This is a genomic window from Chitinophaga pinensis (genome assembly GCF_007896845.1).
Lineage (GTDB): Bacteria > Bacteroidota > Bacteroidia > Chitinophagales > Chitinophagaceae > Chitinophaga > Chitinophaga pinensis_C.
This window is the reverse complement of record NZ_VOHS01000001.1, coordinates 74,885-96,929: the sequence shown is the minus strand read 5'-3', so window position 1 is coordinate 96,929 and position 22,045 is coordinate 74,885. Positions and strand designations below refer to the sequence as shown.

General features: G+C 46.3%; 18 protein-coding genes. 4 read left to right on the top strand and 14 right to left on the bottom strand.

Annotated features, from left to right (window positions below; translation table 11 throughout):
* The 3 genes from FEF09_RS00410 to FEF09_RS00400 form a co-directional block, all read right to left on the bottom strand.
* A complete protein-coding gene (locus FEF09_RS00410) occupies positions 1-759 on the bottom strand; it encodes an SH3 domain-containing protein (protein WP_146302821.1) in 759 nt (252 codons plus the stop codon).
* Between the two features lie 24 nt (positions 760-783).
* On the bottom strand, positions 784-2,763 hold the full coding sequence (locus FEF09_RS00405) for a BatD family protein (protein WP_146302819.1): 1,980 nt from the start codon (positions 2,761-2,763) through the stop codon (positions 784-786).
* Positions 2,764-2,873: 110 nt separating this feature from the next.
* Complete coding sequence (locus FEF09_RS00400; RefSeq protein WP_146302817.1) at positions 2,874-3,578, bottom strand: SDR family oxidoreductase; 705 nt, start codon at positions 3,576-3,578, stop codon at positions 2,874-2,876.
* 52 nt (positions 3,579-3,630) lie between these two features.
* Here FEF09_RS00400 and FEF09_RS00395 point away from each other — a divergent pair, with 52 nt between their 5' ends.
* Positions 3,631-4,365, top strand: coding sequence for a YjjG family noncanonical pyrimidine nucleotidase (locus tag FEF09_RS00395; RefSeq protein WP_261387271.1), 735 nt, complete (start codon positions 3,631-3,633; stop codon positions 4,363-4,365).
* 74 nt (positions 4,366-4,439) lie between these two features.
* On the opposite strand, the gene FEF09_RS00390 is transcribed toward FEF09_RS00395, so the two are convergent.
* The 5 genes from FEF09_RS00390 to FEF09_RS00370 are packed head-to-tail and all read right to left on the bottom strand — an operon-like array spanning position 4,440 to position 7,564.
* Positions 4,440-4,691: a hypothetical protein gene (locus FEF09_RS00390; protein ID WP_146302815.1), complete on the bottom strand. Its 252-nt coding sequence runs from the start codon at positions 4,689-4,691 to the stop codon at positions 4,440-4,442.
* Positions 4,692-4,724: 33 nt separating this feature from the next.
* Positions 4,725-5,378 (bottom strand): phosphatidylserine decarboxylase family protein, encoded by a 654-nt coding sequence (locus tag FEF09_RS00385; protein WP_146302813.1) that lies wholly within the window; start codon positions 5,376-5,378, stop codon positions 4,725-4,727.
* Between the two features lie 25 nt (positions 5,379-5,403).
* Complete coding sequence (locus tag FEF09_RS00380; protein ID WP_146302811.1) at positions 5,404-6,291, bottom strand: phosphatidate cytidylyltransferase; 888 nt, start codon at positions 6,289-6,291, stop codon at positions 5,404-5,406.
* Between the two features lie 51 nt (positions 6,292-6,342).
* The gene (locus FEF09_RS00375) at positions 6,343-6,564 is read right to left on the bottom strand and encodes a DUF2007 domain-containing protein (protein ID WP_146302809.1); all 222 of its coding nucleotides are present in this window, start codon (positions 6,562-6,564) and stop codon (positions 6,343-6,345) included.
* Positions 6,565-6,595: 31 nt separating this feature from the next.
* The gene (locus FEF09_RS00370; RefSeq protein WP_146302807.1) at positions 6,596-7,564 is read right to left on the bottom strand and encodes a CPBP family intramembrane glutamic endopeptidase; all 969 of its coding nucleotides are present in this window, start codon (positions 7,562-7,564) and stop codon (positions 6,596-6,598) included.
* Between the two features lie 94 nt (positions 7,565-7,658).
* On the opposite strand from FEF09_RS00370, the gene dusB reads away from it, so the two are divergent.
* Positions 7,659-8,723: a tRNA dihydrouridine synthase DusB gene (dusB, locus tag FEF09_RS00365; RefSeq protein ID WP_146302805.1), complete on the top strand. Its 1,065-nt coding sequence runs from the start codon at positions 7,659-7,661 to the stop codon at positions 8,721-8,723.
* A 31-nt stretch (positions 8,724-8,754) separates the two neighbouring features.
* Entirely contained in the window at positions 8,755-9,324 is a 570-nt protein-coding gene (locus FEF09_RS00360; protein ID WP_146302803.1) for an NUMOD4 domain-containing protein, read from the top strand.
* A 76-nt stretch (positions 9,325-9,400) separates the two neighbouring features.
* Here FEF09_RS00360 and FEF09_RS00355 read toward each other — a convergent pair whose 3' ends face one another.
* Both FEF09_RS00355 and FEF09_RS00350 read right to left on the bottom strand, forming a co-directional pair.
* Positions 9,401-12,757, bottom strand: a complete 3,357-nt coding sequence (locus FEF09_RS00355; protein ID WP_146302801.1) for a DEAD/DEAH box helicase — start codon at positions 12,755-12,757, stop codon at positions 9,401-9,403.
* 23 nt (positions 12,758-12,780) lie between these two features.
* Positions 12,781-13,296, bottom strand: a complete 516-nt coding sequence (locus FEF09_RS00350) for a thermonuclease family protein (RefSeq protein WP_146302799.1) — start codon at positions 13,294-13,296, stop codon at positions 12,781-12,783.
* Positions 13,297-13,371: 75 nt separating this feature from the next.
* On the opposite strand from FEF09_RS00350, the gene proC reads away from it, so the two are divergent.
* Positions 13,372-14,172 (top strand): pyrroline-5-carboxylate reductase, encoded by an 801-nt coding sequence (gene proC, locus FEF09_RS00345; protein WP_146302797.1) that lies wholly within the window; start codon positions 13,372-13,374, stop codon positions 14,170-14,172.
* 2 nt (positions 14,173-14,174) lie between these two features.
* Here proC and FEF09_RS00340 read toward each other — a convergent pair whose 3' ends face one another.
* The 4 genes from FEF09_RS00340 to infB all read right to left on the bottom strand — a co-directional run bounded on the left by FEF09_RS00340 (position 14,175) and on the right by infB (position 21,953).
* A complete protein-coding gene (locus FEF09_RS00340; RefSeq protein ID WP_146302795.1) occupies positions 14,175-14,675 on the bottom strand; it encodes a SixA phosphatase family protein in 501 nt (166 codons plus the stop codon).
* Positions 14,676-14,882: 207 nt separating this feature from the next.
* On the bottom strand, positions 14,883-16,610 hold the full coding sequence (locus tag FEF09_RS00335) for an amidophosphoribosyltransferase (protein WP_261387270.1): 1,728 nt from the start codon (positions 16,608-16,610) through the stop codon (positions 14,883-14,885).
* Between the two features lie 255 nt (positions 16,611-16,865).
* Positions 16,866-18,251, bottom strand: a complete 1,386-nt coding sequence (locus FEF09_RS00330; protein WP_186774135.1) for a peptidylprolyl isomerase — start codon at positions 18,249-18,251, stop codon at positions 16,866-16,868.
* Between the two features lie 90 nt (positions 18,252-18,341).
* A complete protein-coding gene (gene infB, locus FEF09_RS00325) occupies positions 18,342-21,953 on the bottom strand; it encodes a translation initiation factor IF-2 (RefSeq protein ID WP_146302789.1) in 3,612 nt (1,203 codons plus the stop codon).
* Between the last annotated feature and the right edge of the window lie 92 nt (positions 21,954-22,045).

Sequence of the window (22,045 nt, the reverse complement as noted above, 5' to 3'; positions counted from 1 at the left end):
CTACAACCTCCTGATCTCTGCACAAGCCAGCCAGCCGGTCTTGCCATCCGGCAGCGATATCTTACAGAATTCCTGAGTCGCATCTGTTACCTGCACCTTTACGCCTTCGTGCAGTTCAAACATGTCTTTACTTTCAGTGTCAGGTGCTGCTTTTACTTTTACAGTAGTACCCATGATGATTCCCTGATCGTGTGTATTGCTCATCAGATATGCACTGATACCCATTATCAGATAAAACAGAAAACCTGCCATGAGCACACCTGCCCCCCATCTCATTAATACTGGTTTGAAAGCAGGAATGAGCAGCCATACAATGATGCCGGTAATCGAAAGCCAGAATAAAAGGATGGCCCCTGTGGCCCATCCGTCCGGACTATGAAAATGTAATATGTGCAGCCACCACTGTTGAAAGAACAGCAGGGGCAGATCGTTGACATATCCTTCTACCCGTTGATTGGCAACTGTCAGGTTGTGGGCGGCTGATTTATTGAATGGGTCCGCTGAAAGGGCCTTTTCATAATTATAAACAGCAAGTCCTGTTTTATTGGCCTTGTACCAGGCATTGCCTGCATTGAGATATAGCTCGGGTTGACTAAATCCCTGATCGATCAGTTGCTGGTAAATGTTGGCGGCTTCGGTATATTGTTTCTGTTTAAAAAGGCCGTTGGCTTTTTCAAACTCCTGCTGTGGCGCCGGGGTGGCGCCTGCTATGTGGTACAGCAGTAAGAAAGCACATATAGCGGTAAATATCTTCTTCATCCTTTCCTTAATCGTTAGCAGGGTTTATACTACGCTTTTTGCACGCTGGAGTTCTTCTTCCAGTTGGCTGATGACTTCAACGGCCTGTTTATAGGTACCCTGCATCCTGTCATTGTTATGCATTGGTGTATATAAGGCCATTTCACAGTCATCCAGCAGGTCAAACAGTTTAGCAGTATATTGTTCGCTTACCTGTTGCTGTGCAAGTTTGTCCTGAATCAGCTGTTTGCTGAGATCTGCAAAAGGCACATGCAGTTTATTGCTTAGATATCCCCAGATAGCTCTGGATGTTTCTTCATAAAATGCCTTGTCTTTACCTTCTTTCAGATAACGGGCAGCCAGTTCAAGACGCTTCAGCGCTACTTTATTCGCATAGCGATATTTGAGGAACGCAGCATTGTTTTGCTGGTAATTTCTTTTGCTACGGTAGATCAGAGCAGCAATCAGCGCCACTACCGGTAACAGCAATAAGATGTAGAACAATGGGTTGATCAGGAGAAAACTGCCTTGTTTTACCCAGTTGAGCACTCCGTTATAGTTGGGAGTAATAGTATTTCTGTTGACGCTGAAGTCTTCTTTTTCACGTTTGGTCTGCTTGCCAGCCGTAACATGAACAGAGAACGCTTCAGAACGAATGGTTTTGTAGCTGTTGGAGGCGATGTCAAAATAAGAGAACTCTACCGGGGCAATGGTCTGATCGCCAGCTTCCTGTGGCATCAGCACATATTCAAACTGGCGGGAACCGGATAAAGGATTGCTGTTTTTCTCAATATTGTCGGTCACCTTTGGATCATACTTCTCAAAACCTGCCGGTACATCAACCTTGGGGCCGTTCAGCAGATTTACGTTCCCCTGACCGGATACAACCACCTTCAGGGTGAGTGCATCGTCGGTGCTCAGGTTATTCTTATCAATGGTGGCGGTCATATTGAACTTACCTACAGCTCCGGCGAAACTTGCCGGACGGGTGTCAACAGGAAGTGGTTTCACGGTCACCTTTACAGGCGCGGTCTGTATTTTATAAGGAACATCCTCGTAGGTCACTTCCGGCCGGTTAAAGATGTCGTCAAAGAACGGATCATCGAAAGGGTCTTTAAAAGACGGGTCATTGAACAGGTCGGCAAATGGGTCTCTTCCCCGTTTGTTATTGTTCTTGACAAGTTTTACCAGTCTTACATGGTTATCCACTTCTACCGGATCCAGTTCCAGAGTGCCGGATTGTAATGGGAAAAGTAATGTCTTACGGATGGTAAATACGCGATAGCGCACACCATTCACCACCTCCTCTGTCGCCTGCGGTGGATTGGGCAATTCGATGTCTTTGGCAGAAAAGCCTTTGAATGCCGGCACCTTCGTTACGCTGGAGTTGGTTGGGAGCCGGGTATATAATTTATAGGTAGCAGTCAGCTGTTCCCCCTCATAAAGGGCGGTCTTGTCAACATCTACCTTTACGAAAATATTTTTCTTCAATTTTTCATTGACGTCTTCTCCGTTTCGTAGCACTCCCTCCATTTCGTCCTGCTGTTGCTGCTGGCGTTGTGCACGGGTCTGCGGATAACCTTGTTGCGGTGCGGTCTGCTGTGGCGCCTGACCACGATTGGAGTTGGATTTCAGCACTTCAATTGTGACCGGATTAGAACGCACGACATTCCCATTGGAACGTGCGCTTGCACCGGGAAGGGTAAAATTGCCTACTCTTTTGGGCTGGATCACATAGATCAGTGCAATGTACTCCGAGCGGCGTCCATTCATAATGGATTGACCCTGCATCTGGGATGGCCCTTGCAGGATTTCAAAATCATTGAAAGGCGGAGGTGTAAAGCTGGTAACGTTGGGTGCGTTTTCCAGCATGAATTGTATCTGAAACGGTTCATCCACCGCGACCCTATTACTGCTGACGCTGGTAGTGAACCTGAATTCCTGCGCCTGCAGGCACGCAATTGTGCCCAGACAAAAGAACAGGGATAATACAAACTTCTTTATACTAACAGTAGTGACATTCATAATGCAAAACAAATTTAACCAAAGCCAGCCCTGTTGGTGCCGGAACCCCAGTTAAAAGTTAGTTAAAAAAATAATCTATATAAGCTCGGAAGTGCTTGCTGGTGAAGGGTTTATGAGATGTCGCCCAATATCGGCCGCATGATGACCTCTTCCACAACGGCTTGTTCGGACAGTGTATAGGCACCCCAAAGGAGTTTTGCAACGTCTTCCGGTTCCATCATTCTGCGGGGTGGCGCCTCGAAGCCTTCCCAGGAAGCAGTTAATGTAGGACCCGGACTAAGTGAGGTGACTTTTACATTATGCGATTTTAATTCTTCTCTCAGGTTTTTTGAAAAACCCAGCAGGGCAAACTTCGTAATACTATAAGCTCCTCCATTGGGGTAAGAGGTATAGCTGGCAGTAGAACACATATTAAAAATATGACCCTTCCGGTTGGCTTTCATGCCTCCCAGCAGCTGGCGGGTAAGGTGATATGCACTATATACATTGGTAGCCATGAGGCTTTCCAGAAGACCGTCTTCCTGCTCGTGTAGCGAGCCGGGAACAAAGAGGCCGGCATTATTTACAAGGATATCTACCGTACTAAAGGTGGACTTGATCCGGTCTGCAAACGTCAGAACTTCCTCTTTTTTGCCCATGTCTACTGGTACGGCGAGCACCTGAATAGCCGGATTGGCCCACCGGATCTCAGTGGCTGCTTTTTCCAGTGTATCTGCGTTTCTGGCGCAGATCGCTACATTAAATCCTTCACTGGCCAGCTTTTCTGCTATTGCCTTGCCTATTCCTTTGCTGGCTCCTGTAATAACTGCGTTCATATCTGTAGATTAAAGAACCCGGAAAATAGTAAAAAATGTGCTTCCCTACGTAATGAGTATCTTTGCAGCAGCCAAGGAGAGTCAGCAAATGAAATACAAGCATATATTTTTCGACCTGGATCACACATTATGGGATTTCGAAACGAATTCCATCATGGTGCTTGAGAAGTTGTACCATGCATACAATCTGGAAGGACGTGGGGTACCCTCTTTTAAAGAATTTCACAGTGTCTATACCGTGTATAATGAGAAACTCTGGGACCGTTTCCGGAAAGGATTCATCACCAGAAATGATCTGCGTAACAAACGTTTCCGTTTAACCCTGCTGGATTTTAAGATTGGAGATGAAAAGCTGTGTGAAGCATTGAGCGTTCAATTTTTGGCGGAATTGCCTACACAAACGGCTCTTTTCCCTCACGCGAAGGAGGTATTGGAATATCTGGCTGCCAGGAACTACCCTATTCACATGATCACAAATGGGTTTGAGGAAACGCAGTATCTTAAAATGAGAAGTTCAGGAATAGATCACTTTTTTACACATGTGATCACTTCGGAGCTGGCCGGCAGTCTGAAACCGTATAAAGAGATCTTTGACTTTGCCGTTACCAGAGCGGGTGCGACTGCAGATAGTAGTATCATGATCGGAGATGCACTGGATATCGATATTATCGGAGCGCATAATGCGGGCATAGATCAGGTATATTTTAATACCCTGAAACCTGTAACCGGCGATCTGAAGCCAACATATGTTATCAACAGCCTGCACGAATTAAAGACCATTCTTTAGACCGTATAGGTTGTCAATAAAAAATCCCTTCTCCAATATTTACGGAGAAGGGATTTTTATTGATAATCAATTATTTATTTTCCTGCTGGCTTAGCTGCCGGAGCTGGTTGTGCGGTTTTGGCCGGTTTGGCAGCTGCGGTGCGTAAAGCGGCTGTTTTAGAAGGCTGTTTGCAGCATGCGCCGCCTTTTTTGTTGGCCGCCTTTGAACAGGCAACTCCTTCTTTAGCTGATTTATTGCAGCAGGAATGGTCTTTGGATTTATCCTGGGCATACACAGCAGCTGCAAGGAATAATACGGTTGTGGTCCCTATGATGAATTTCTTCATGACTGTCTGTTTTATGCTGATAAATATAACCATTTATATGGTAGCAATCACTGTCTGACCACCACGTACTACCTGTTCCAGCTGAACTGACACAGGGGTACCAATTGGCAGATATATGTCTACTCTGGAACCGAATTTAATAAAGCCCAGTTCTTCGTTCTGGGTCACCTGCATGCCCGGTTTCAGGTAATTTACAATACGACGGGCAAGTGCGCCGGCGATCTGTCTTACCAGAATGTCAGCTTTACTGTTACCGATTACTACTGAGTGACGTTCGTTTTCAGTAGAAGATTTCGGGTGCCATGCTACCAGGTATTTACCTGCATGGTACTGAGATAATTTTACCTGACCGCTGATAGGATTCCTGTTCACGTGTACGTTGGCAGGGCTCATAAAGATGGATACCTGTAAACGTTTGTCTTTGAAGTATTCAGGCTCATAGGTCTCTTCAATTACCACAACTTTACCATCGCATGGAGCAATGACAAGGGATTCGTCCAGTTTCATTTCTCTCTTCGGAATACGGAAGAAGGAAATGATAAAAAGGAATAATACCAGGGAAAAACCAGCTACAATTCTGCAAAGCAGCGGCATATGTCCCAGGAAGTAGAAAATTACGCCGTTGATCAGTGCAAGAACAGCAAAAGACAGTAAAATGGTGGCTAATCCTTCTCGATGGATCTTCATTGTTGTTGTGTTATTTTGTGCGAAGTTAAATCATTGCGAAGAAATGTACATATAACCAGGCGAATGGAGCCGCCAGCAGCAAAGAATCAAAGCGATCCATGAAGCCGCCGTGCCCCGGCATAATACTGCCGGAATCTTTGACACCCGCCATACGTTTCAGTTTGGATTCGATGAGGTCGCCTGCTGTACCGAAGACAGCGGCAATACCTGCCAGTACCAGCCAGTGCTGTAAAGCGAGGTACTGTTCACCCCAGAAATGTCCATATACACCAGCCGCAGCAATTGCCAGTATCATTCCTCCCACGGTACCTTCGATGGTTTTCTTGGGAGAAATTGCCGGGGCAAAAGGTGTGCGTCCGATCAGCGAGCCGACGATATAGGCCATGGTATCATTGATCCAGATAAACGCGATCAGCAATAAAGGGATCAGCCATCCGGGGCCGGTACCTGTTGCTGTTTCGGTGAACTGAATGGTCTTGTAGTTCAGGCAGAGGTGTATCAATAACCCCAGAGAAAGGGTGATATAGGCCAGTCCGATTGCGGAATACCCCATGTTTTTGAGCTGAAAATCCTTACTGAGAAGGATCTCCCCTATTGGCATGATCAACAGGAAGATGACCGTCATCCACCAGCCCAGAAAACCAAGGGACAAATTAGCGGAAGAGGAAAAATGCTCTCCTGTAAATGCCATTATAAGTGCACAGCTGGCTACCAGAAGGCCAGTCTTATGCCAGGCAGATATATTGGCGTAATCCGGATCAATATGACGAATCAGTTTGAAATACTCCTGTAGCGCAAAGAAGTTGATCAGAAAGAACAGCAGGAAAAAAGTAAAAGGACTATATAAGATCCCGCCCAGCATTACCGCCACAAAAACCAACGCAGTGGCTGTACGGGTAAAGAATGTTTTCATGTAGAAAAGACGATTGGTTTATAAATATGCACCTGAGGGCAAAGTTGCTTATCAGGAGAGGTTTTCCGGATTTTCAGTCAGCAAGCGACGGGCTTCCCCTTCCTGAGAGTTGTGAACGAACAATTCAGCCATACCCGGTAAGGCTGACAGATAAGAAGAATCCAGTCTGTTGATGAGAACGACATTAATACCGTTTTCCTCCAGCATTCCTTTAACAATTTCTGCCCGGAACACCTGATTGGTATAATAAATTTTTACCCAGTCTTTTTCCATAATAATCTGTTTGTTAGGGCTAAAGTACAAATTACTTGCCGATTGAATCAATATTGTCTGTAAAGTCAGTCTGTTGTTGTGAAAACTTCCGCTCCGCGGGTGGTGTCCGCTGGTACAACTGCCAGGCGACAATGATTGTCAGCGCCAGACTGCCAATGGCCAGATACCATTCTGTGGTGCCGGCATCCATTGGATCAGTTTTAATGACTTTTATCTGGTAAAGGTAAACCATCACCACCTGAAGACCGTTATTAAGAAAGTGGCCAGCTATTGAGAGCCATAAATTGCCGCTCAGGTAATAGATGGCGCCAAGGAGAAATCCGAGCAGTAAACGGGGAATGAAGTCCATCCATTGCATATGGATGGCACTGAAACAGGCAGCAGTAATCACTATCGCCAGCCAGGGAGCTTTAGGGAGCATTTCGATAAACAGGCGTTGCATCACCCCACGAAAGAAGAATTCCTCTGCTATTGCCGGTGCGGCAGCAATGATCAGCAGGTTGATCAGCAGTGTGGCAGTGTCGGACATCGTCAGTAAAACCCGGGTTAAAGCCTCAGTCTGTTCTTCTGTCCTTTTAAGGTCCGATGAAAATGGCCACGTATGGTTCCAATCAGCAGTAAAGCTAACAAAGGGCAAAGCGAGGAACATGATCAAAAGAGCTAATATAATTCCTGTAAGCCGTGGACTGCGGTCAATGCTCAACCAGTTTGCGGGACGTTTAAAGCTCAGCCAGGCAAAAATTAAGGGGGGAAATAAATAAACTACTAAAGTGTATAGAAATTGCGTTAATTTCAGATAGCCGAGAACTTTAGGGGATACAGGGACAGACGACTCCTGCGCATATGTCAACGCTTTTTGCATCGAGATCAGGGACGAGCCACTTATAAGAGGAAATATAGCCACCAGAAAAATCATATAAAGCAGGAAGCATATAAGGAAAATGGCAACAAATGCTGCAAATTGAAGAGAAGGCGGATATTGCTTCAAACGGCCTGTCATAGATTAAATTTGCGTAAATTTACATTGTGAAATCGAGTTGACAATTGCTTTCCGGATTTACCGGAGAGATGCAGGTCAGCCCACAATAGATAAAATGGTAAAGATTGGAAATATAACATTAGGCAATTTTCCGCTATTGCTTGCTCCTATGGAGGATGTTAGTGACCCGCCATTTCGTGCGGTGTGTAAAGAGAAGGGTGCGGACCTGATGTATACGGAATTTATCTCTTCGGAGGGACTTATACGTGATGCAATAAAAAGCCGGCGGAAGCTGGACATCTTTGATTATGAGCGCCCTGTGGGCATTCAGATATTCGGAGGAGACGAAGAACCTATGGCCATGGCCGCCCAGATAGTGGAGGCTACGAACCCCGATCTGCTGGACATCAACTACGGTTGTCCGGTGAAAAAGGTGGTATGTAAAGGGGCCGGTTCCGGTATCCTGAAAGATATTCCCAAAATGGTGAAACTGACAGCGGCTGTGGTGAAAGCTACGAAGCTGCCGGTAACAGTAAAGACCCGCCTTGGCTGGGACGACGACACCAAAAACATTGAAGAAGTTGCCGAGCGTCTGCAGGATGTAGGTATTCAGGCCCTGACCATTCATGGCCGTACCCGCACTCAGATGTATAAAGGCCATGCTGACTGGACACTGATCGGAAAAGTGAAGAACAATCCGCGTATCCACATTCCTATATTCGGTAACGGGGACATATGTACCCCAGAGCAGGCAATCGCTGCCCGCGAGAAATATGGGGTTGATGGTGTGATGATCGGACGTGCTGCGATCGGGTATCCATGGATCTTCAATGAAATAAAGCATTTTATGCAGACAGGTGAACATTTACCGCCGCCATCTGTTCTTGAACGGGTGGACGTTTGTAAAAAACACCTGCGGCATTCTGTGCAGTGGAAAGGTGACGTAGTGGGAATACTGGAGATGAGAAGGCACTATACCAATTACCTGAAGGGTTTACCTCATATCAAAGAATTCAGACAACAATTAGTAACTTGCAGTACATTGGCAGCTGTAGAAGATGTGTTAGACGCGATAGCATTGCATTACAAAGATCATATTATTGAAAGGACATCCCCCCTTACTGACCAGAGCCTACTGCCAGCAAAGAATGAAGTAGCAGATTGTAACGTTTACGGATAAACCCCAGGTTCAACTATTAAATTTCTTTCACATGGCCACGATTAAAAATCTGAAAAATGAAGTCTGGAAAGACTTGCAGATTAAAAATAAATCTGCCCTGCGTAAAAAGTATGCAGTCTCTAACATGGGAAGAGTGATCAGCTATTATGAAGACATTGTAGACGGGAAGTTGTTGTCCGGGTCTACGGTAGAAGGCTATACGGTATTAAACGTAAAGCCGGCGGACAGTTATCAGTCCCTTTACCTGCACCGGGAAGTAGCAAAGTTATTTAATAAGAAGCCGGGACGTAATTACAAGTTCGTAATTCACATGGATTACGATAAGAAGAACAACAAAGCCACTAATCTGCAATGGGCCACCAAAGAGGAAATGGAAGCCCATCAGCAGTTCAGTCCTGCCAAGCTGGCCTATAAGGAAAAACAGCGCAACAGGGTAAAAGGGCTTAAGCTGAACATTACCAAAGTAAAAAGCATCAAACGTCTGTTGGCTAAACCCGGCAGAAAAACAATGAAGCAGATCGCTGAACAATTTGATATCAGCGAAATGCAGCTCTACCGCATAAAAAGCGGAGAAAACTGGAGCCATGTAACATTGGATTAATGCTTGATTTACCAGGAATGATCATATGATGTTGTCTGACATACAGCCATCTGTTTTTGGACAGGTGGCTTTTTCTTTATACGCAACTGGTGATACTATTCAGCAGTCCTTCATAATGACTGCTGGCTCTTAATACAGGTTCATATCCCATAATTATCACCTGATGCCTTGCCCTTGATAATGTAACCAGCAGTTTCCGGTCTACCTCTACCCTATCCTGCTCCCAGTGAAATACTCCCAGATTCTGTAATAGTCCCAATTGTACAGGATGATACACCGCCAGCGAAATAATAATGATATCATTTTCTGCTCCCTGAAACCGTTCAGCCGTGTCAATATTGATGGCTTGTAACTGTTCATCATTACCGATCATCTCCCGGATAAGACTGATCTGTGTGCGCCAAGGCGTTACAACACCGACTGTTTCTTTACTGAAACGATGTCCATACCGGTTACGCAGATAGTGTAACAGCGATACGACCCTGTTGGCCTCTGTCCTGTTCATTTTAGACGTAGGCTCCAGTGGACTGGGGATAAACAAAGTACGCCCTTTTGAAAGTATCTGTGCCCAGTTTTCATTACCGGGGTGTTCCGTCATATTATAGGGGAATGATTGTTGCGCACTGCCGGCCGACAACTGACCTGCGTAATAGTGATTGATCAGAGAGGCAATATCTGTGTGCATGCGGAAGTGTGTATTCAGCATGCCCCAGGCATAGTGCCAGTGGTTGTCTTTACAACGCCTGATCAGCCGCTCAAATAAGGTACAACGCAGATCGTTGATGCCTTCTGCATTTAAAAGCGATTGCGTCGTGTGACAGAAAAAATCATCCTGGGCCACTACTGGCGGTAGCTGATTCTGATCGCCTATCAGAATAAATTTGCGGAAAGGCATCAGTAATCCCAACAGCTGCGGTTCTGTAAGCTGAGAGGCTTCGTCTGCAATCAGAATATCTGTTTTTACCCCCAACATCTGTAACAGGTGGAGACGGGTAGCCATTGTCGCCACTGTCCCTACGAATACGCGTTGCTGCAGTATGAACTGTGCAGCACCGGCTATATCTCCTTCCATACAATACTGCCGCAAACGATTTTCAGTAGCGGATCGCCGACTACCCATACGAAGGTGTGCAATACCTTTGGTATCTAGCTTCCGGCAGATCTCTTCCACCGCTCTGTTAGTAAAAGCAACTACGATGGTTTGTGTTTCTGTATTGGCCAGTACACCTACTAATGCGGTCAGTAAGGCAGATGTTTTACCAGTACCGGGAGGACCCTGTATCAGATAATAGTCCTCAGCATCCAATGCCGCCTGAAGGATACCCTGCTGGTTGTCATTGAACATCTTTGGTACCGGGATACTCAGTGGTCTGGTCTTTGGTGCTCGTCGTCCCAGTAGTAGCTCCATTTTGTCGTGCAGGCGGGGCTCCAGCACATGGAATAAAGCAGTTGCTGCTATCCAGTAATTCGATTCATATATATCGTGCTCAATCGCCCATAACTGTTGTTGTGCAAAGAAATCGTGACCTATCTGCCGGTTATTTAGTGAGAATGTAAGCGTGTCTTTCGCAAGGTCATCTATCCTGCCCTTCAGTACCTGATGACGTAAGGGAAAGAGTCCGTCGCTTGAGCGGGGATAGATAATCGCGGTATCTCCCGGACGGAAATTATGATTAACAGGAATCTCAACATTGAAAACTACTGTACTGCTGTCTGTATCAAAATGCCGGAATTGCAGACCGGGCATAATGTTAAAACGTTCCAGCTTTTCCTGTTCATGCAGCAGCCATAAGGCTGCGAAACCCTCTGCATCTTCTTCCCTTTCAGCTGCGGAATACATGCCGCATTTTGCCAGCAGATATTCCCTCAATAAAAAGGACAGGAATTGTTGGTAATAAGTCCGTAGTAAAGGACTTGCCTTGTGATACACATCATAGAAGGCAGTGAAATGCACAACGTTGAACGCAGGTAAGCCCTCTGCGGCTTCTTCTGTGATTTTGTCCAGAATATCATATTCTCCGGCAGCGAGTCTGAGCAACTGGGAGACAATCTCGTTTCTAAGCGCCAGCAGTTCGTTTTCTGCTTGTCTGCTACTGCTTACATTACGGAGTGGCGTATCTGCTGCGGCTGAGTATAGAATGGCTGAACTGCCTCGTCTTTCGTCTCCAAAGGCTGATTGCAGGAGGAGGTTATAACCGACTACCTGCATTTCGTGATTCTTCCATGCCCCATACTCCGGACTACGTCCGCTTTTTAATTCGAAGATCTCTTTACGCAGGGGATCGTTTTCGTCTTCTGCAAGAATATCCAATCGTCCTTGTAATCCATAGTTAGCCGAAAAGAAGGTTGGTTCAATCCTGACGGGGCGATTATGCATTTCGGCAGCAGATTGCAGAAGGTTGGGCCAGTGCAGGCTACGGATGTCAGCAAACATGCTGTTAAGTTCTGCCCTGCCGTAGGCGGCAGCCTGTAAAACGTGATCGGCAACGGCTTCAACAAAGGATTGTCGCAGCTCCATTTCCGGGTTGCGTAATACATTGTCCAGCAGTGAATTGACTACGTTTCCTTTGAATGCAGCAATACCCGGCGTCTGTGGTACCAGCTTTCTCACCAGGTAAAGCAGTTTATGTGCGCCATGTCTTCCAAAACATTCCGCCAGATCACTGATATCAATCAGGAGGTCTGGCTCAAGGATGATGCGGGTGACACTGACGGCTTCATAGACTTGTGGTGCTTCACTCTTACTACAATACAAAATGTGTATTGTATCATAAGTCCGTAGTTGCGTGTGTAAGGAAGTGGCATGAGTATACACACTTTCAGAGATCATCAGCTGAAACTGTCCAATTTCGTCGTTACGACAGCTCAACATGAAATAAGGGGCATGCCCCGGTTTTTTCTGAAGGATACCCACATCTGTGATCAGACATTTCAGTTGTGGCACCAGCTCATCTGAAAGTTGTGGTGCATAGGATAATGTCTTCTCCTTCACGGTACTACATAAGCCCTCTAATATTTCAGGAATGGGTTCTTCAAAAAAATGACAGATTGTATCTGCCATTGTGCGGATGCATATCAGGGCCAGTTCATCATCCGTTCTCAGGTGATTGTTAATGGCTTTATATGTGAGAATACGAAGTATAGTTAACTGTTCCTCAAGATGGGTGGGAACCGTGTATTTATCAAAGTAGAACTGCATCCGGGCAAACAGGTTGCCGAAGCTGCGGGATTCTTCCCGCGTAAGATGCCGGAATAGCTGTTCCAGCAATTGTCTTAGTTGCCGGATGATCTCTACGGGAGAAGGTCTGTCGGAAATTTCCAGCAGACGCATATAACAGGCATAACCGGTAAGGTGATGCGGGGATGCATTGGTCTTATTCACTGACATATTAATGGGCTGGGCATCAATCATCAGCAGGCAGTGATGATGCAAACGGCAAGTTAAGCAAAAACAGCTTAGGCTGCTTTACGTGGCTTTGTATTCCGTTTTTCAGCCCGGAACAACCATGGTGCTACCGGTTTATTTTGAGACCACAATCCCAGCTTCTGACGTTTGGCAGTTGCCTGTGCTGCTGCTAATGGAGCACTCTCGGAATATTCAGTATAATGCCATGCATATCCGTCTGAGATCATTCTGCCGTTCAGGTACTGGCCATTGGCGCTGTATACATCCCCGATCCAGCGTTGATATTTGTCTTTCCGCAATAGTTCTACAGTAACTGTTTTGTTGAAGCAGAGATCAGACAGCGCCTGTTTGCTTTTTTGATAGAAGTCCTGACCTTTTTCAGGTGCGTCAATTGCGCTGAGACGTATCTTATAGGTTGTCTTGTTTACAAGCAGTTCAAACGTATCACCATCCACAATGCGAACTACTTTTCCTTTTACTTTTTTCGGAGGATTGGCTGCGAAGGACGATTGAGTAAAAAGGCATAGGATAAGGCATGACACCACACAAATAAAAACTTTCGGCATTACACGGTGTATTTAGGGATGCGAAGTAACAAATTTTTGTTCTACCTTCCGAAGGATTTAAAGTAATAAGTGAACATGTCCAACAAGAAAATAGCCATCATTGGTGGTGGTAATCTGGGTAGCGCGATAGCTCAGGGATTGTTAAAAAGCGGGTTTTCAATGCCTGCGGACCTGACCGTAACAAAACGTAATCTTTCTTCTTTAAGCGACTTACAGTCGTTAGGAGTACAAACAATTTCAGATAATGAAACCGCGATCCGCAATGCCGAAATTATCGTGGTAGCGTTGAAGCCATACAATGTCAGGGAAGTCCTTGCGCAGGTGAAAGGTGCATTTGACCCGTCCAGACAGATATTGATCAGTGTTATTACTGGTATTTCCATCGCAGATCTGGAAGAGATTGCGGGAGCCGGTATGCCGGTGGTGCGTGCTATGCCGAATACGGCAATCGCGATACAGGAGTCTATGACCTGTATTTGTCACAAGAATGCGTCTGCAGAACAGGCCGTGTATGTGAAGGATATGTTCGATCAGTTGGGCGTTGCCGTAATGATCGATGAAAAATTGATGGATGCGGCGACTGTATTAGGTGCCTGTGGTATTGCCTATGCATTGCGCTTTATCAGAGCCAGCATACAGGGTGGTATTGAGATCGGCTTTGATGCACGTACAGCTAACCTGATAGCTGCACAGACGGTAAAAGGCGCTGCGCAACTATTGATTAAAGAGAATCGTCATCCGGAAGAGGAAATAGATAAGGTAACCACTCCAAAAGGCTGCACAATTGCCGGCCTTAATGAAATGGAACATCAGGGTTTCAGCTCTTCACTGATCAAGGGGATTACAGTTTCCTATAATAAGATCGCCAAAGATTAGTTTCAGACAACCTCCTGTTTGGGATAGTCAAAAAACAGGAATGACTTTCGTGCACTGTCAAAGTCTTTCCAGGAGTCTGTATTGGCCTGAACAGCGAAAATACCTGAAGTAGGGATATTATCGATCCTGATTTCCTGGGTTAAATAGTTTGCGAAATCTGTAATGCCTGGGTTATGGGCAAAGATGGCTACAGTGTCGATATCATCGTCTACTTTGGTAATGACCTTTAGAAAGGTGGAGGCGTAACAGAGGTACAGCTCATCTTCAAACATAATGGCGTCTTTGTCATAATGCCATTCCTTGGCCATCATTCTTGCAGTCGTTTTGGTCCGTTTTGCCGGACTCGCAATCAGCAGTTCGGGCATGATACCTCTTGTGGCAAGTCTGTTAGCCATTTCAGGAGCATTCTGTTTACCACGTTTGTTCAATGGCCTGTCGAAGTCGTCTACGTCGGGGTCATTCCAACTCGACTTGGCATGACGGATTAGTAATAATGTTTTCATAACAACAATGTTATTATGCAGCAGAGGATCTACTGTGTGAGGTTTGAGTTAGTATTAGCAATTACTGTTACCTAATTTACGGATTTTACTGAAAGTAAGTGTGGTGCAGGGGGCTCAACAAGCCCGGTTGGAGTGGATTTAAAGGAAATTTAATAATGGAGATATATGAAAAAGGCCTGTTTAAAACAGGCCTTTTTATTTGTGTGATTAGTATCCTCTTTCGTTTTTGCCTTCCATGTAGTTCATGAAAGCTTTGTTCACTACGCGGTTACCACCGGGTGTAGGGAAGTTACCGGTAAAGTACCAGTCTCCCAGGTTGTTAGGACAAGCCTGGTGCAGACCGTCAATTGACTGGTAAATCACATCTACCTTAGCACCAATACCACTTGGAGTGATGATTTCAGCGATTTTCGCAGAGATCTCTTCTGTAGTAAATGGTTTATAGATGTTTCTTACCACGTTCTGAGCATGCAGGGTATTGGTACGTTGCAGCTCCATACAAAGGCCATAAGCTTCCTGCAGGATATGCTCCTTACCATGGTCCTTCAGGAGTTCGATAGCCGCTTTAAAGGCAACGAAATCACCGATTTTACTCATGTCGATACCATAGCAATCCGGATAACGGATCTGTGGTGCAGAAGAAACAACAATAATACGTTTAGGACCAAGACGGTCCAGCATTCTGATAATGCTTTCACGCAGTGTGGTACCACGTACGATAGAGTCGTCGATTACGACAAGAGTATCAATACCCGGGCGTACGGTACCATAAGTAATATCGTATACGTGCTGTACCATTTCATTACGGCCTGTATCGGCAGTAATGAAGGTGCGCATTTTAACATCTTTAATAGCGATCTTGTCGATACGGATTCTGCGGTTGATCATTTCCGTCAGTTTCTCCTCATCGAAGTCTTTACCCCATGATGTGATACGCTCTACCTTGATTTTATTGAGATAGTCTTCCAGACCTTTCAGCATACCATAGAAGGCAATTTCTGCTGTGTTTGGAATGAAAGAGAAGATGGTATTACGTAGGTCATTATCAATGCTTTTCAGCACTGTTTCAGAGAGGTTGTAACCTAAAGCGGTACGTTCTTTATAGATTTTTTCGTCGTTACCACGGGAGAAATAGATACGTTCGAAGCTACAAGCCTTACGTTCTTTTGGCTGCAGGATCTGTTCGATGCTGTATTCACCGTTTTCCTTTACGATAAGGGCGTTACCTGGCATCAGTTCCATCACTTCATTTTCTCCTACATTGAAAGCTGTACGGATAGCTGCGCGTTCAGAAGCTGCAACAATCACGTCTTCGTTTACATAGTAGTAAGAAGGACGTATACCGTGTGCGTCACGCATAACGAACGCATCACCACTACCAATTAACCCACAAACGTGATACCCTCCATCAAACATTGAAAATGCTTTCTGAAGAATACTCTTCACATCCAGTCCGTTACGCTTTTCTTCATCTTCCTGACTCAGAAAATGATGAATCACCTCCAGCATAGCGGCAAGATCACTGTTACGGTGCGTTTCACCCGGCGTAACGTTAGCGAACTTAAACAGTTCATCCACGTTTACGAGGTTAAAGTTACCTGCAAGTGCAAGGTTGCGTGCTGGAATGGTATTATGACGTACGAAGGGGTGACAGAGTTCTACGTTGTTTTTACCCTGGGTGGCGTAGCGGAGGTGGCCCATTAAGAGTTCTCCCAGGAAACGTATGTGGCCTTTCATGAGGCCCGGGTATTTGGTGATTTCCGGCTGGTACTTCTCGATTTCGTCGATTTCGTCTCTGACCTTGGCAAAGATATCTCCTATTGCTTGCGGGGCACTGCTTCGCAGGCGATGCATGAAAGGTACTCCAGGTTCTGTGTTTAACTTCACTGTGGCTATACCTGCTCCGTCCTGTCCGCGGTTATGCTGTTTCTCCATCAGGAGGTACAACTTGTTTAGCCCGTAGAAAACCGATCCGTATTGTTGTTGATAATAAGAAAACGGCTTCCTGAGTCTAATAAATGCTAACCCGCATTCATGTTTTATGGCATCACTCATCCCTATTAGAATTGAAGGCGCAAAGTTACGGGTAAAAACCGGAACGCCCAACGCCCAATGATAAATGCAGAGATCACTGAAAATAAGAATCCCCAGTATTGTTATATACCGGGGATTCCTATTCAATTATATGTGTTATTGTTTTGCTATACCTCCCATCCACTGACTGATGTGTGTACAGTTTCTGAACTCATCATCAACATGGATATAATATGTCGGGATTTTTTCCCTCAGCCATTTATCGCGGGCATCCTGCTGTTTCAGCTGAAGCGTGCGTTGCTGGATACGGGCGTAATCATCGTTCATATTCTCACGGTGTGGTTGGGTACGCGTTTTCAGATAAACCAGACGTACACCATTGCGGCCGTTAGGCTGATCATCCACAAAAGGCATTGGTTTAGAAATGCCACCTGGTTTCAGGGTATCGAGTAACAGTACGATGTCTCTTTCTGAAGGTTCATCCAGTTGATCGATAGTGATATAGGAAGTACCATTCATTCTGTTCTGGAGCATACCACCGTCGAATTTCGCTGTTTGCAAAGTACTATATTTTACTACAGCTTCAGAGAAGGTCATTTTTCCATTGAGGATAACGGTGCGAACGCTGTCCAGCAGTTTGGTTGCTTCGGCCAGATCACTACGGGTAACGTTTGGCTTGAGCAGAATATGCTGAACGGTGATATTATCGCCCTGACGTTTGATACATTGAATGAGGTGGTAACCGAACTGACTTTTGATCGGAGAAGATATTTCATTCTCTTTCAGACGGAAAGATGCGGCCAGAAAGTCTGCATCCCACTGTTTGTCGTTACGGTTAAGGATGTACACCCCTTTATTTTCTTTTGCACCCGGATCTTCTGAGTAGAGGATCGCCAGACGACCGAAATCACTGGTTTTTTCCTGCACCTGTTTTTTGAATTCCAGCAGGCGGTCAATGGCATACTGGTCCATTTCCTTGGTGGCTTTCGGCTGGATCACGATCTGACCGATTTCCAGTTCTGATTCGTAGTACTGAAGACTGTCTTTCGGGATGGCGTCAAAATATTTTTTAACCTCGGAAGGCGTTACTTTAACGGAGCTGGTAATTTTATCCTGCATCGCTTTAGCCAGCAGACCTTCTCTGATTGGCTGACGGAAGCGTTCTTTCAGCTGATAAATAGAATAACCAGTTACTTCTTTCATTTTCTCAGGACTGCCGTAAACATCCTGGAAGTAGCGGATACGATTCTCGATCTGTCCGTCTACATCAGATTCACTTACCGGCAAACTGTCTCGTTCTGCCTGCATGACCATTACTTTCTGAGAAATGATCTGTTCCATGATCATACACGGCGCATTGGGAGGCAGGGAACCATCCGCGTTATTACGCGATAGATTTACCATTTCTCCTTCAATGTCAGATCTGAGAATGATCTTATCCCCCACTATAGCCGCAATCTTGTCGGCTACCATTTTCTGTTGGGCAACGGCTACCTGACAGAGTAGTAATGTACCCGCAGAAAGTGCAAAAATTCTATTCATGTTAACAAGTGCAGTGAATTTCAAAAATAGCCAATAAAAAATAAGCCGCATGGTAGCGGCTTATCTTTTTAACAAAAGTTTATACTGATATTATAAAGTTCTCTTTACTTCTACTTCTTCGAAGCCTTCTACGATATCGCCCACTTTCAGGTCGCTGTAGTTCTTGATACTCAGACCACACTCCATGTTGCTCGCTACTTCCTTCACGTCGTCTTTGTAACGTTTCAGGGATTGCAGTTCGCCGGTGTAGATTACGATACCATCGCGTACCAGGTTGACACGGGTGTTTCTGGTGATCTTTCCATCGAGGACGAAGCAACCTGCAACGGTAACCTTGTCGAAGCGGTAAGTTTCGCGGATTTCCACGTTGGCCACCACTTTCTTCTCGATTTTTGGTTCCAGCATCCCTTCCATCGCGCTCTTGAGTTCGTCGATAGCGTCGTAGATGATAGAGTAAGTACGGATCTCGATGTTTTCTTTCTCTGCCAGTTTGGAAGCCTGAGAAGAAGGACGTACCTGGAAACCTACGATGATCGCATCGGAAGCTGTAGCCAGCAATACATCAGATTCGGTGATCTGACCTACTGCCTTGTGTACCACACTTACTACGATTTCTTCGGTAGAGAGTTTCTGCAGGGAGTCGCTCAATGCTTCTACGGAACCGTCAAAGTCACCTTTGATGATGAGGTTGAGCTGTTTGAAGTTACCCAGTGCAAGACGGCGTCCGATCTCATCCAGCGTGATATGTTTCTTGGTACGGATACCTTGTTCACGGATGATCTGAGCACGGCGGTTAGCCACTTCTTTAGCTTCGGATTCGTTTTCGTACATACGGAATTTCTCACCAGCCTGCGGCGCACCGTTCAGACCGAGCACCTGTACAGGTGAAGATGGTCCTACGGATTCAACACGCTGTCCGCGTTCGTTGAACATCGCCTTGATCTTACCGAAGTTAGAACCGGAGGCAATTGTATCACCCTGGCGGAGGGTACCGCTTTGTACCAGCAGGGTAGCCACATAACCGCGGCCTTTATCGAGGGATGCTTCGATTACACTACCGGAAGCTTCTCTGTTCGGATTGGCTTTCAGTTCGAGTAACTCTGCTTCGAGGAGTATTTTTTCCAGCAGGACGTCTATGTTCAGACCGCTCTTGGCAGAAATTTCCTGGCTCTGGTATTTACCACCCCAGTCTTCTACCAGCAGGTTCATACCGGCCAGCTGTTCTTTGATCTTTTCAGGATTAGCACCGTCTTTATCCACCTTGTTGATAGCGAATACCATTGGCAGACCTGCGGCCTGTGAGTGGGAGATCGCTTCACGCGTCTGTGGCATGATGGCATCATCTGCTGCGATAACGATGATTGCGATATCCGCTACTTTAGCACCACGGGCACGCATCGCGGTAAACGCTTCGTGACCCGGTGTATCCAGGAAGGTCAGTTTCTTACCGGAGGATGTTACCACCTGGTAAGCACCGATGTGCTGGGTGATACCACCCGCTTCACCGGACACCACATTGGCGTTACGGATATAGTCAAGCAAGGAGGTCTTACCGTGGTCTACGTGACCCATGATAGTCACAATAGGTGCTCTTGGAACCAGATCTTCCTCGTTATCTGTTACTTCTTCTTCCTCCATGTCTTCTGCGTCATCCACACCGATGAACTCCACTTCGTAACCGAACTCGCCGGCTACCAGCTCTATTACCTCTGCGTCCAGACGCTGGTTGATAGACACCATGATACCGAGTCCCATACATTTTGAGATTACTTCGGCGAAGCTTACATCCATCAGGTTAGCGAGTTCACTAACGGAAACGAACTCAGTGACCTGGAGTTTATTATTTTCAGCGCCTTTGTTGGCCAGTTGCTCAGCGAGCTCGTGGCGTTTCTCACGGCGTTGTTTTGCTTTGACGTTTTTACCGCGGTTACCACCACCCATTTTGGCCATGGTTTCCTTGATCTTGTTCTGGATTTCGTTTTTGTCGATCTCCTTATCTTCCGGACGTCTGTTATTATCACGGTTACCGAAGCTGCCATGCTGGCCACCCGGACGGTTACCAAAGTTACCGCCTGGTCTGTTGCCTCCGTGTTGACCACCACCTGGTCTGTTACCACCATGTTGGCCCGGACCACCTGGTCTGTTACCACCATGCTGGCCACCGCCTGGTCTGTTGCCACCGCCACCGTGCTGACCACCAGGTCCACCTGGACGGCCATCGCGGTTTGGCGCTGCGTGAGGTCTGTTCTGACCGCCGCCTGGCCTGTTATTATTATCGCGATTATCGCGGTTGCCTGAATTTCTATTATCTCTGTTGAAATCGCGGTTACCGGAATTACGGTTTTCTGTATTACCTCCTTTAGAAAGATCGCCTGGTTGAACAGGTTCAGGTTTCTTTTCAACTATGATGCGTTTCCGCTTACGGTTGTTGTCGGCATTATTGTTATTATTATTGCCACCGCGGTTGAAATTGTTGTTACCCTTATTGTCACGTCTTTCTGAGTGAACAGGCAGTTCAATTTTACCGATCACTTTCGGACCGGTGAGTTTTTCTGCCTGAATGTTTTCGATAACGGCAGTGCTTCCGTTATCGTCCTGCTCTGATGCTGGTGCTGATGCAATATCTGCTGCTGCAACTTCGTCCATATGCTGTGCGGCCGGTTTTTGTGTGATTGGTTGCTTCACTTCCGCCGGTTCTTTTGTTTTTTCCTGAGCAGCTGCCGGTTTTTCGGCTGCCGGCGCTTGTTTCTGTTCTACAGCGGGGACAGCAGGTTTTTCAGCAGCGGGTGCAGTTGTTTTTTCTTGTTGTACTGGTGATTCTACTTTTTGTACTGGCTGAACGGGTTGCACTGGTTTCACTTCCGGTTGTGCAGCAGGTTTTGCTGGCTCTACCGAAGCTTGTTGTTGTGCAACGGGTTGTTGCGGTTGTACCGGTGGTTGCGGCGCTGGTTCTTTTACCGGCGCTTTCTCACTGGTTGGAGGTTCCGGTTGCCTTACAGCAGCCGGTCTCTCTTCCTGTTCTGGTTTGGTTACCGGAGGAACAGGTGGTTTCTTTGGTCTGTTCAGTGCATCCAGGTCGATGGTAGCCACGACTTTCGGGCCATTGATCCTTGGACTGTCTGTTTTTATAACTTCCTGAGGCTCCGGTTTTTGCGGCTGTACAGGCGGCGTTTTCTCGGCAACAGGTTGCTGAGGTGCTGCGACAGGCTCTTTCGGCGCTTCTTCTGTTTTAGTAACAGGTGGTTTGACTTCCGCGACCGGTACCGGCTCGGGTTTAGGTTCAGGCTTTGGCTCCGGTTTTGGTTCGGGCTTCGGCTCGGCCTTTGGTTCCGGCTTCGGTTCTGGTTTTGGTTCGGGTTTGGGTGCTTCAACTGCAACCGCGGGAGTGGGTTCCTCTTTAGGAGCTGCTTCTTTCTTTTTGGCTGCTGCCTCTGCTTCTTCTTTCTCTTTCTTCTTCATTGCATCTAACACGCTTCCTTTAGGCAGGGCTATCTGATCGCTTTTGCGTTTATTAGCCTTGTCCTGCTGGAATTCAGACTGCAAAGCTGCATACATCTGAGACGTCAGGCGCGCGTTAGGCGAGCCAAAGCCGCCCATATCATAGCCCTTATTAGCAAGAAAGTCGATCAACGTTTCCTTACCAATATTGAACTCCTTGGCTGCAGCCAGCAATCGTGGCGTGTTGTTTGTTACTTCAGGCATATTGTAATCTCGGGCCTCCCCATTTTTCCCGTTGGCTAACGGGACTCCTTTTTAACAATTAACAATAACTAAAAAATACTTTCTGGCGAGCA

Bases quoted from the DNA above. Each gene is read 5' to 3' on its own strand.
- FEF09_RS00410 (WP_146302821.1), bottom strand. From the start codon at position 759: ATGAAGAAGATATTTACCGCTATATGTGCTTTCTTACTGCTGTACCAC.
- FEF09_RS00370 (WP_146302807.1), bottom strand. From the start codon at position 7,564: ATGACAGGCCGTTTGAAGCAATATCCGCCTTCTCTTCAATTTGCAGCA.
- FEF09_RS00380 (WP_146302811.1), bottom strand. From the start codon at position 6,291: ATGAAAACATTCTTTACCCGTACAGCCACTGCGTTGGTTTTTGTGGCG.
- FEF09_RS00390 (WP_146302815.1), bottom strand. From the start codon at position 4,691: ATGAAGAAATTCATCATAGGGACCACAACCGTATTATTCCTTGCAGCT.
- FEF09_RS00330 (WP_186774135.1), bottom strand. From the start codon at position 18,251: ATGAATAGAATTTTTGCACTTTCTGCGGGTACATTACTACTCTGTCAG.
- proC (WP_146302797.1), top strand. From the start codon at position 13,372: ATGTCCAACAAGAAAATAGCCATCATTGGTGGTGGTAATCTGGGTAGC.
- infB (WP_146302789.1), bottom strand. From the start codon at position 21,953: ATGCCTGAAGTAACAAACAACACGCCACGATTGCTGGCTGCAGCCAAG.
- FEF09_RS00395 (WP_261387271.1), top strand. From the start codon at position 3,631: ATGAGTATCTTTGCAGCAGCCAAGGAGAGTCAGCAAATGAAATACAAG.
- FEF09_RS00340 (WP_146302795.1), bottom strand. From the start codon at position 14,675: ATGAAAACATTATTACTAATCCGTCATGCCAAGTCGAGTTGGAATGAC.
- FEF09_RS00350 (WP_146302799.1), bottom strand. From the start codon at position 13,296: ATGCCGAAAGTTTTTATTTGTGTGGTGTCATGCCTTATCCTATGCCTT.
- FEF09_RS00360 (WP_146302803.1), top strand. From the start codon at position 8,755: ATGGCCACGATTAAAAATCTGAAAAATGAAGTCTGGAAAGACTTGCAG.
- FEF09_RS00405 (WP_146302819.1), bottom strand. From the start codon at position 2,763: ATGAATGTCACTACTGTTAGTATAAAGAAGTTTGTATTATCCCTGTTC.
- FEF09_RS00400 (WP_146302817.1), bottom strand. From the start codon at position 3,578: ATGAACGCAGTTATTACAGGAGCCAGCAAAGGAATAGGCAAGGCAATA.
- dusB (WP_146302805.1), top strand. From the start codon at position 7,659: ATGGTAAAGATTGGAAATATAACATTAGGCAATTTTCCGCTATTGCTT.
- FEF09_RS00375 (WP_146302809.1), bottom strand. From the start codon at position 6,564: ATGGAAAAAGACTGGGTAAAAATTTATTATACCAATCAGGTGTTCCGG.
- FEF09_RS00385 (WP_146302813.1), bottom strand. From the start codon at position 5,378: ATGAAGATCCATCGAGAAGGATTAGCCACCATTTTACTGTCTTTTGCT.
- FEF09_RS00335 (WP_261387270.1), bottom strand. From the start codon at position 16,610: ATGGAGAAACAGCATAACCGCGGACAGGACGGAGCAGGTATAGCCACA.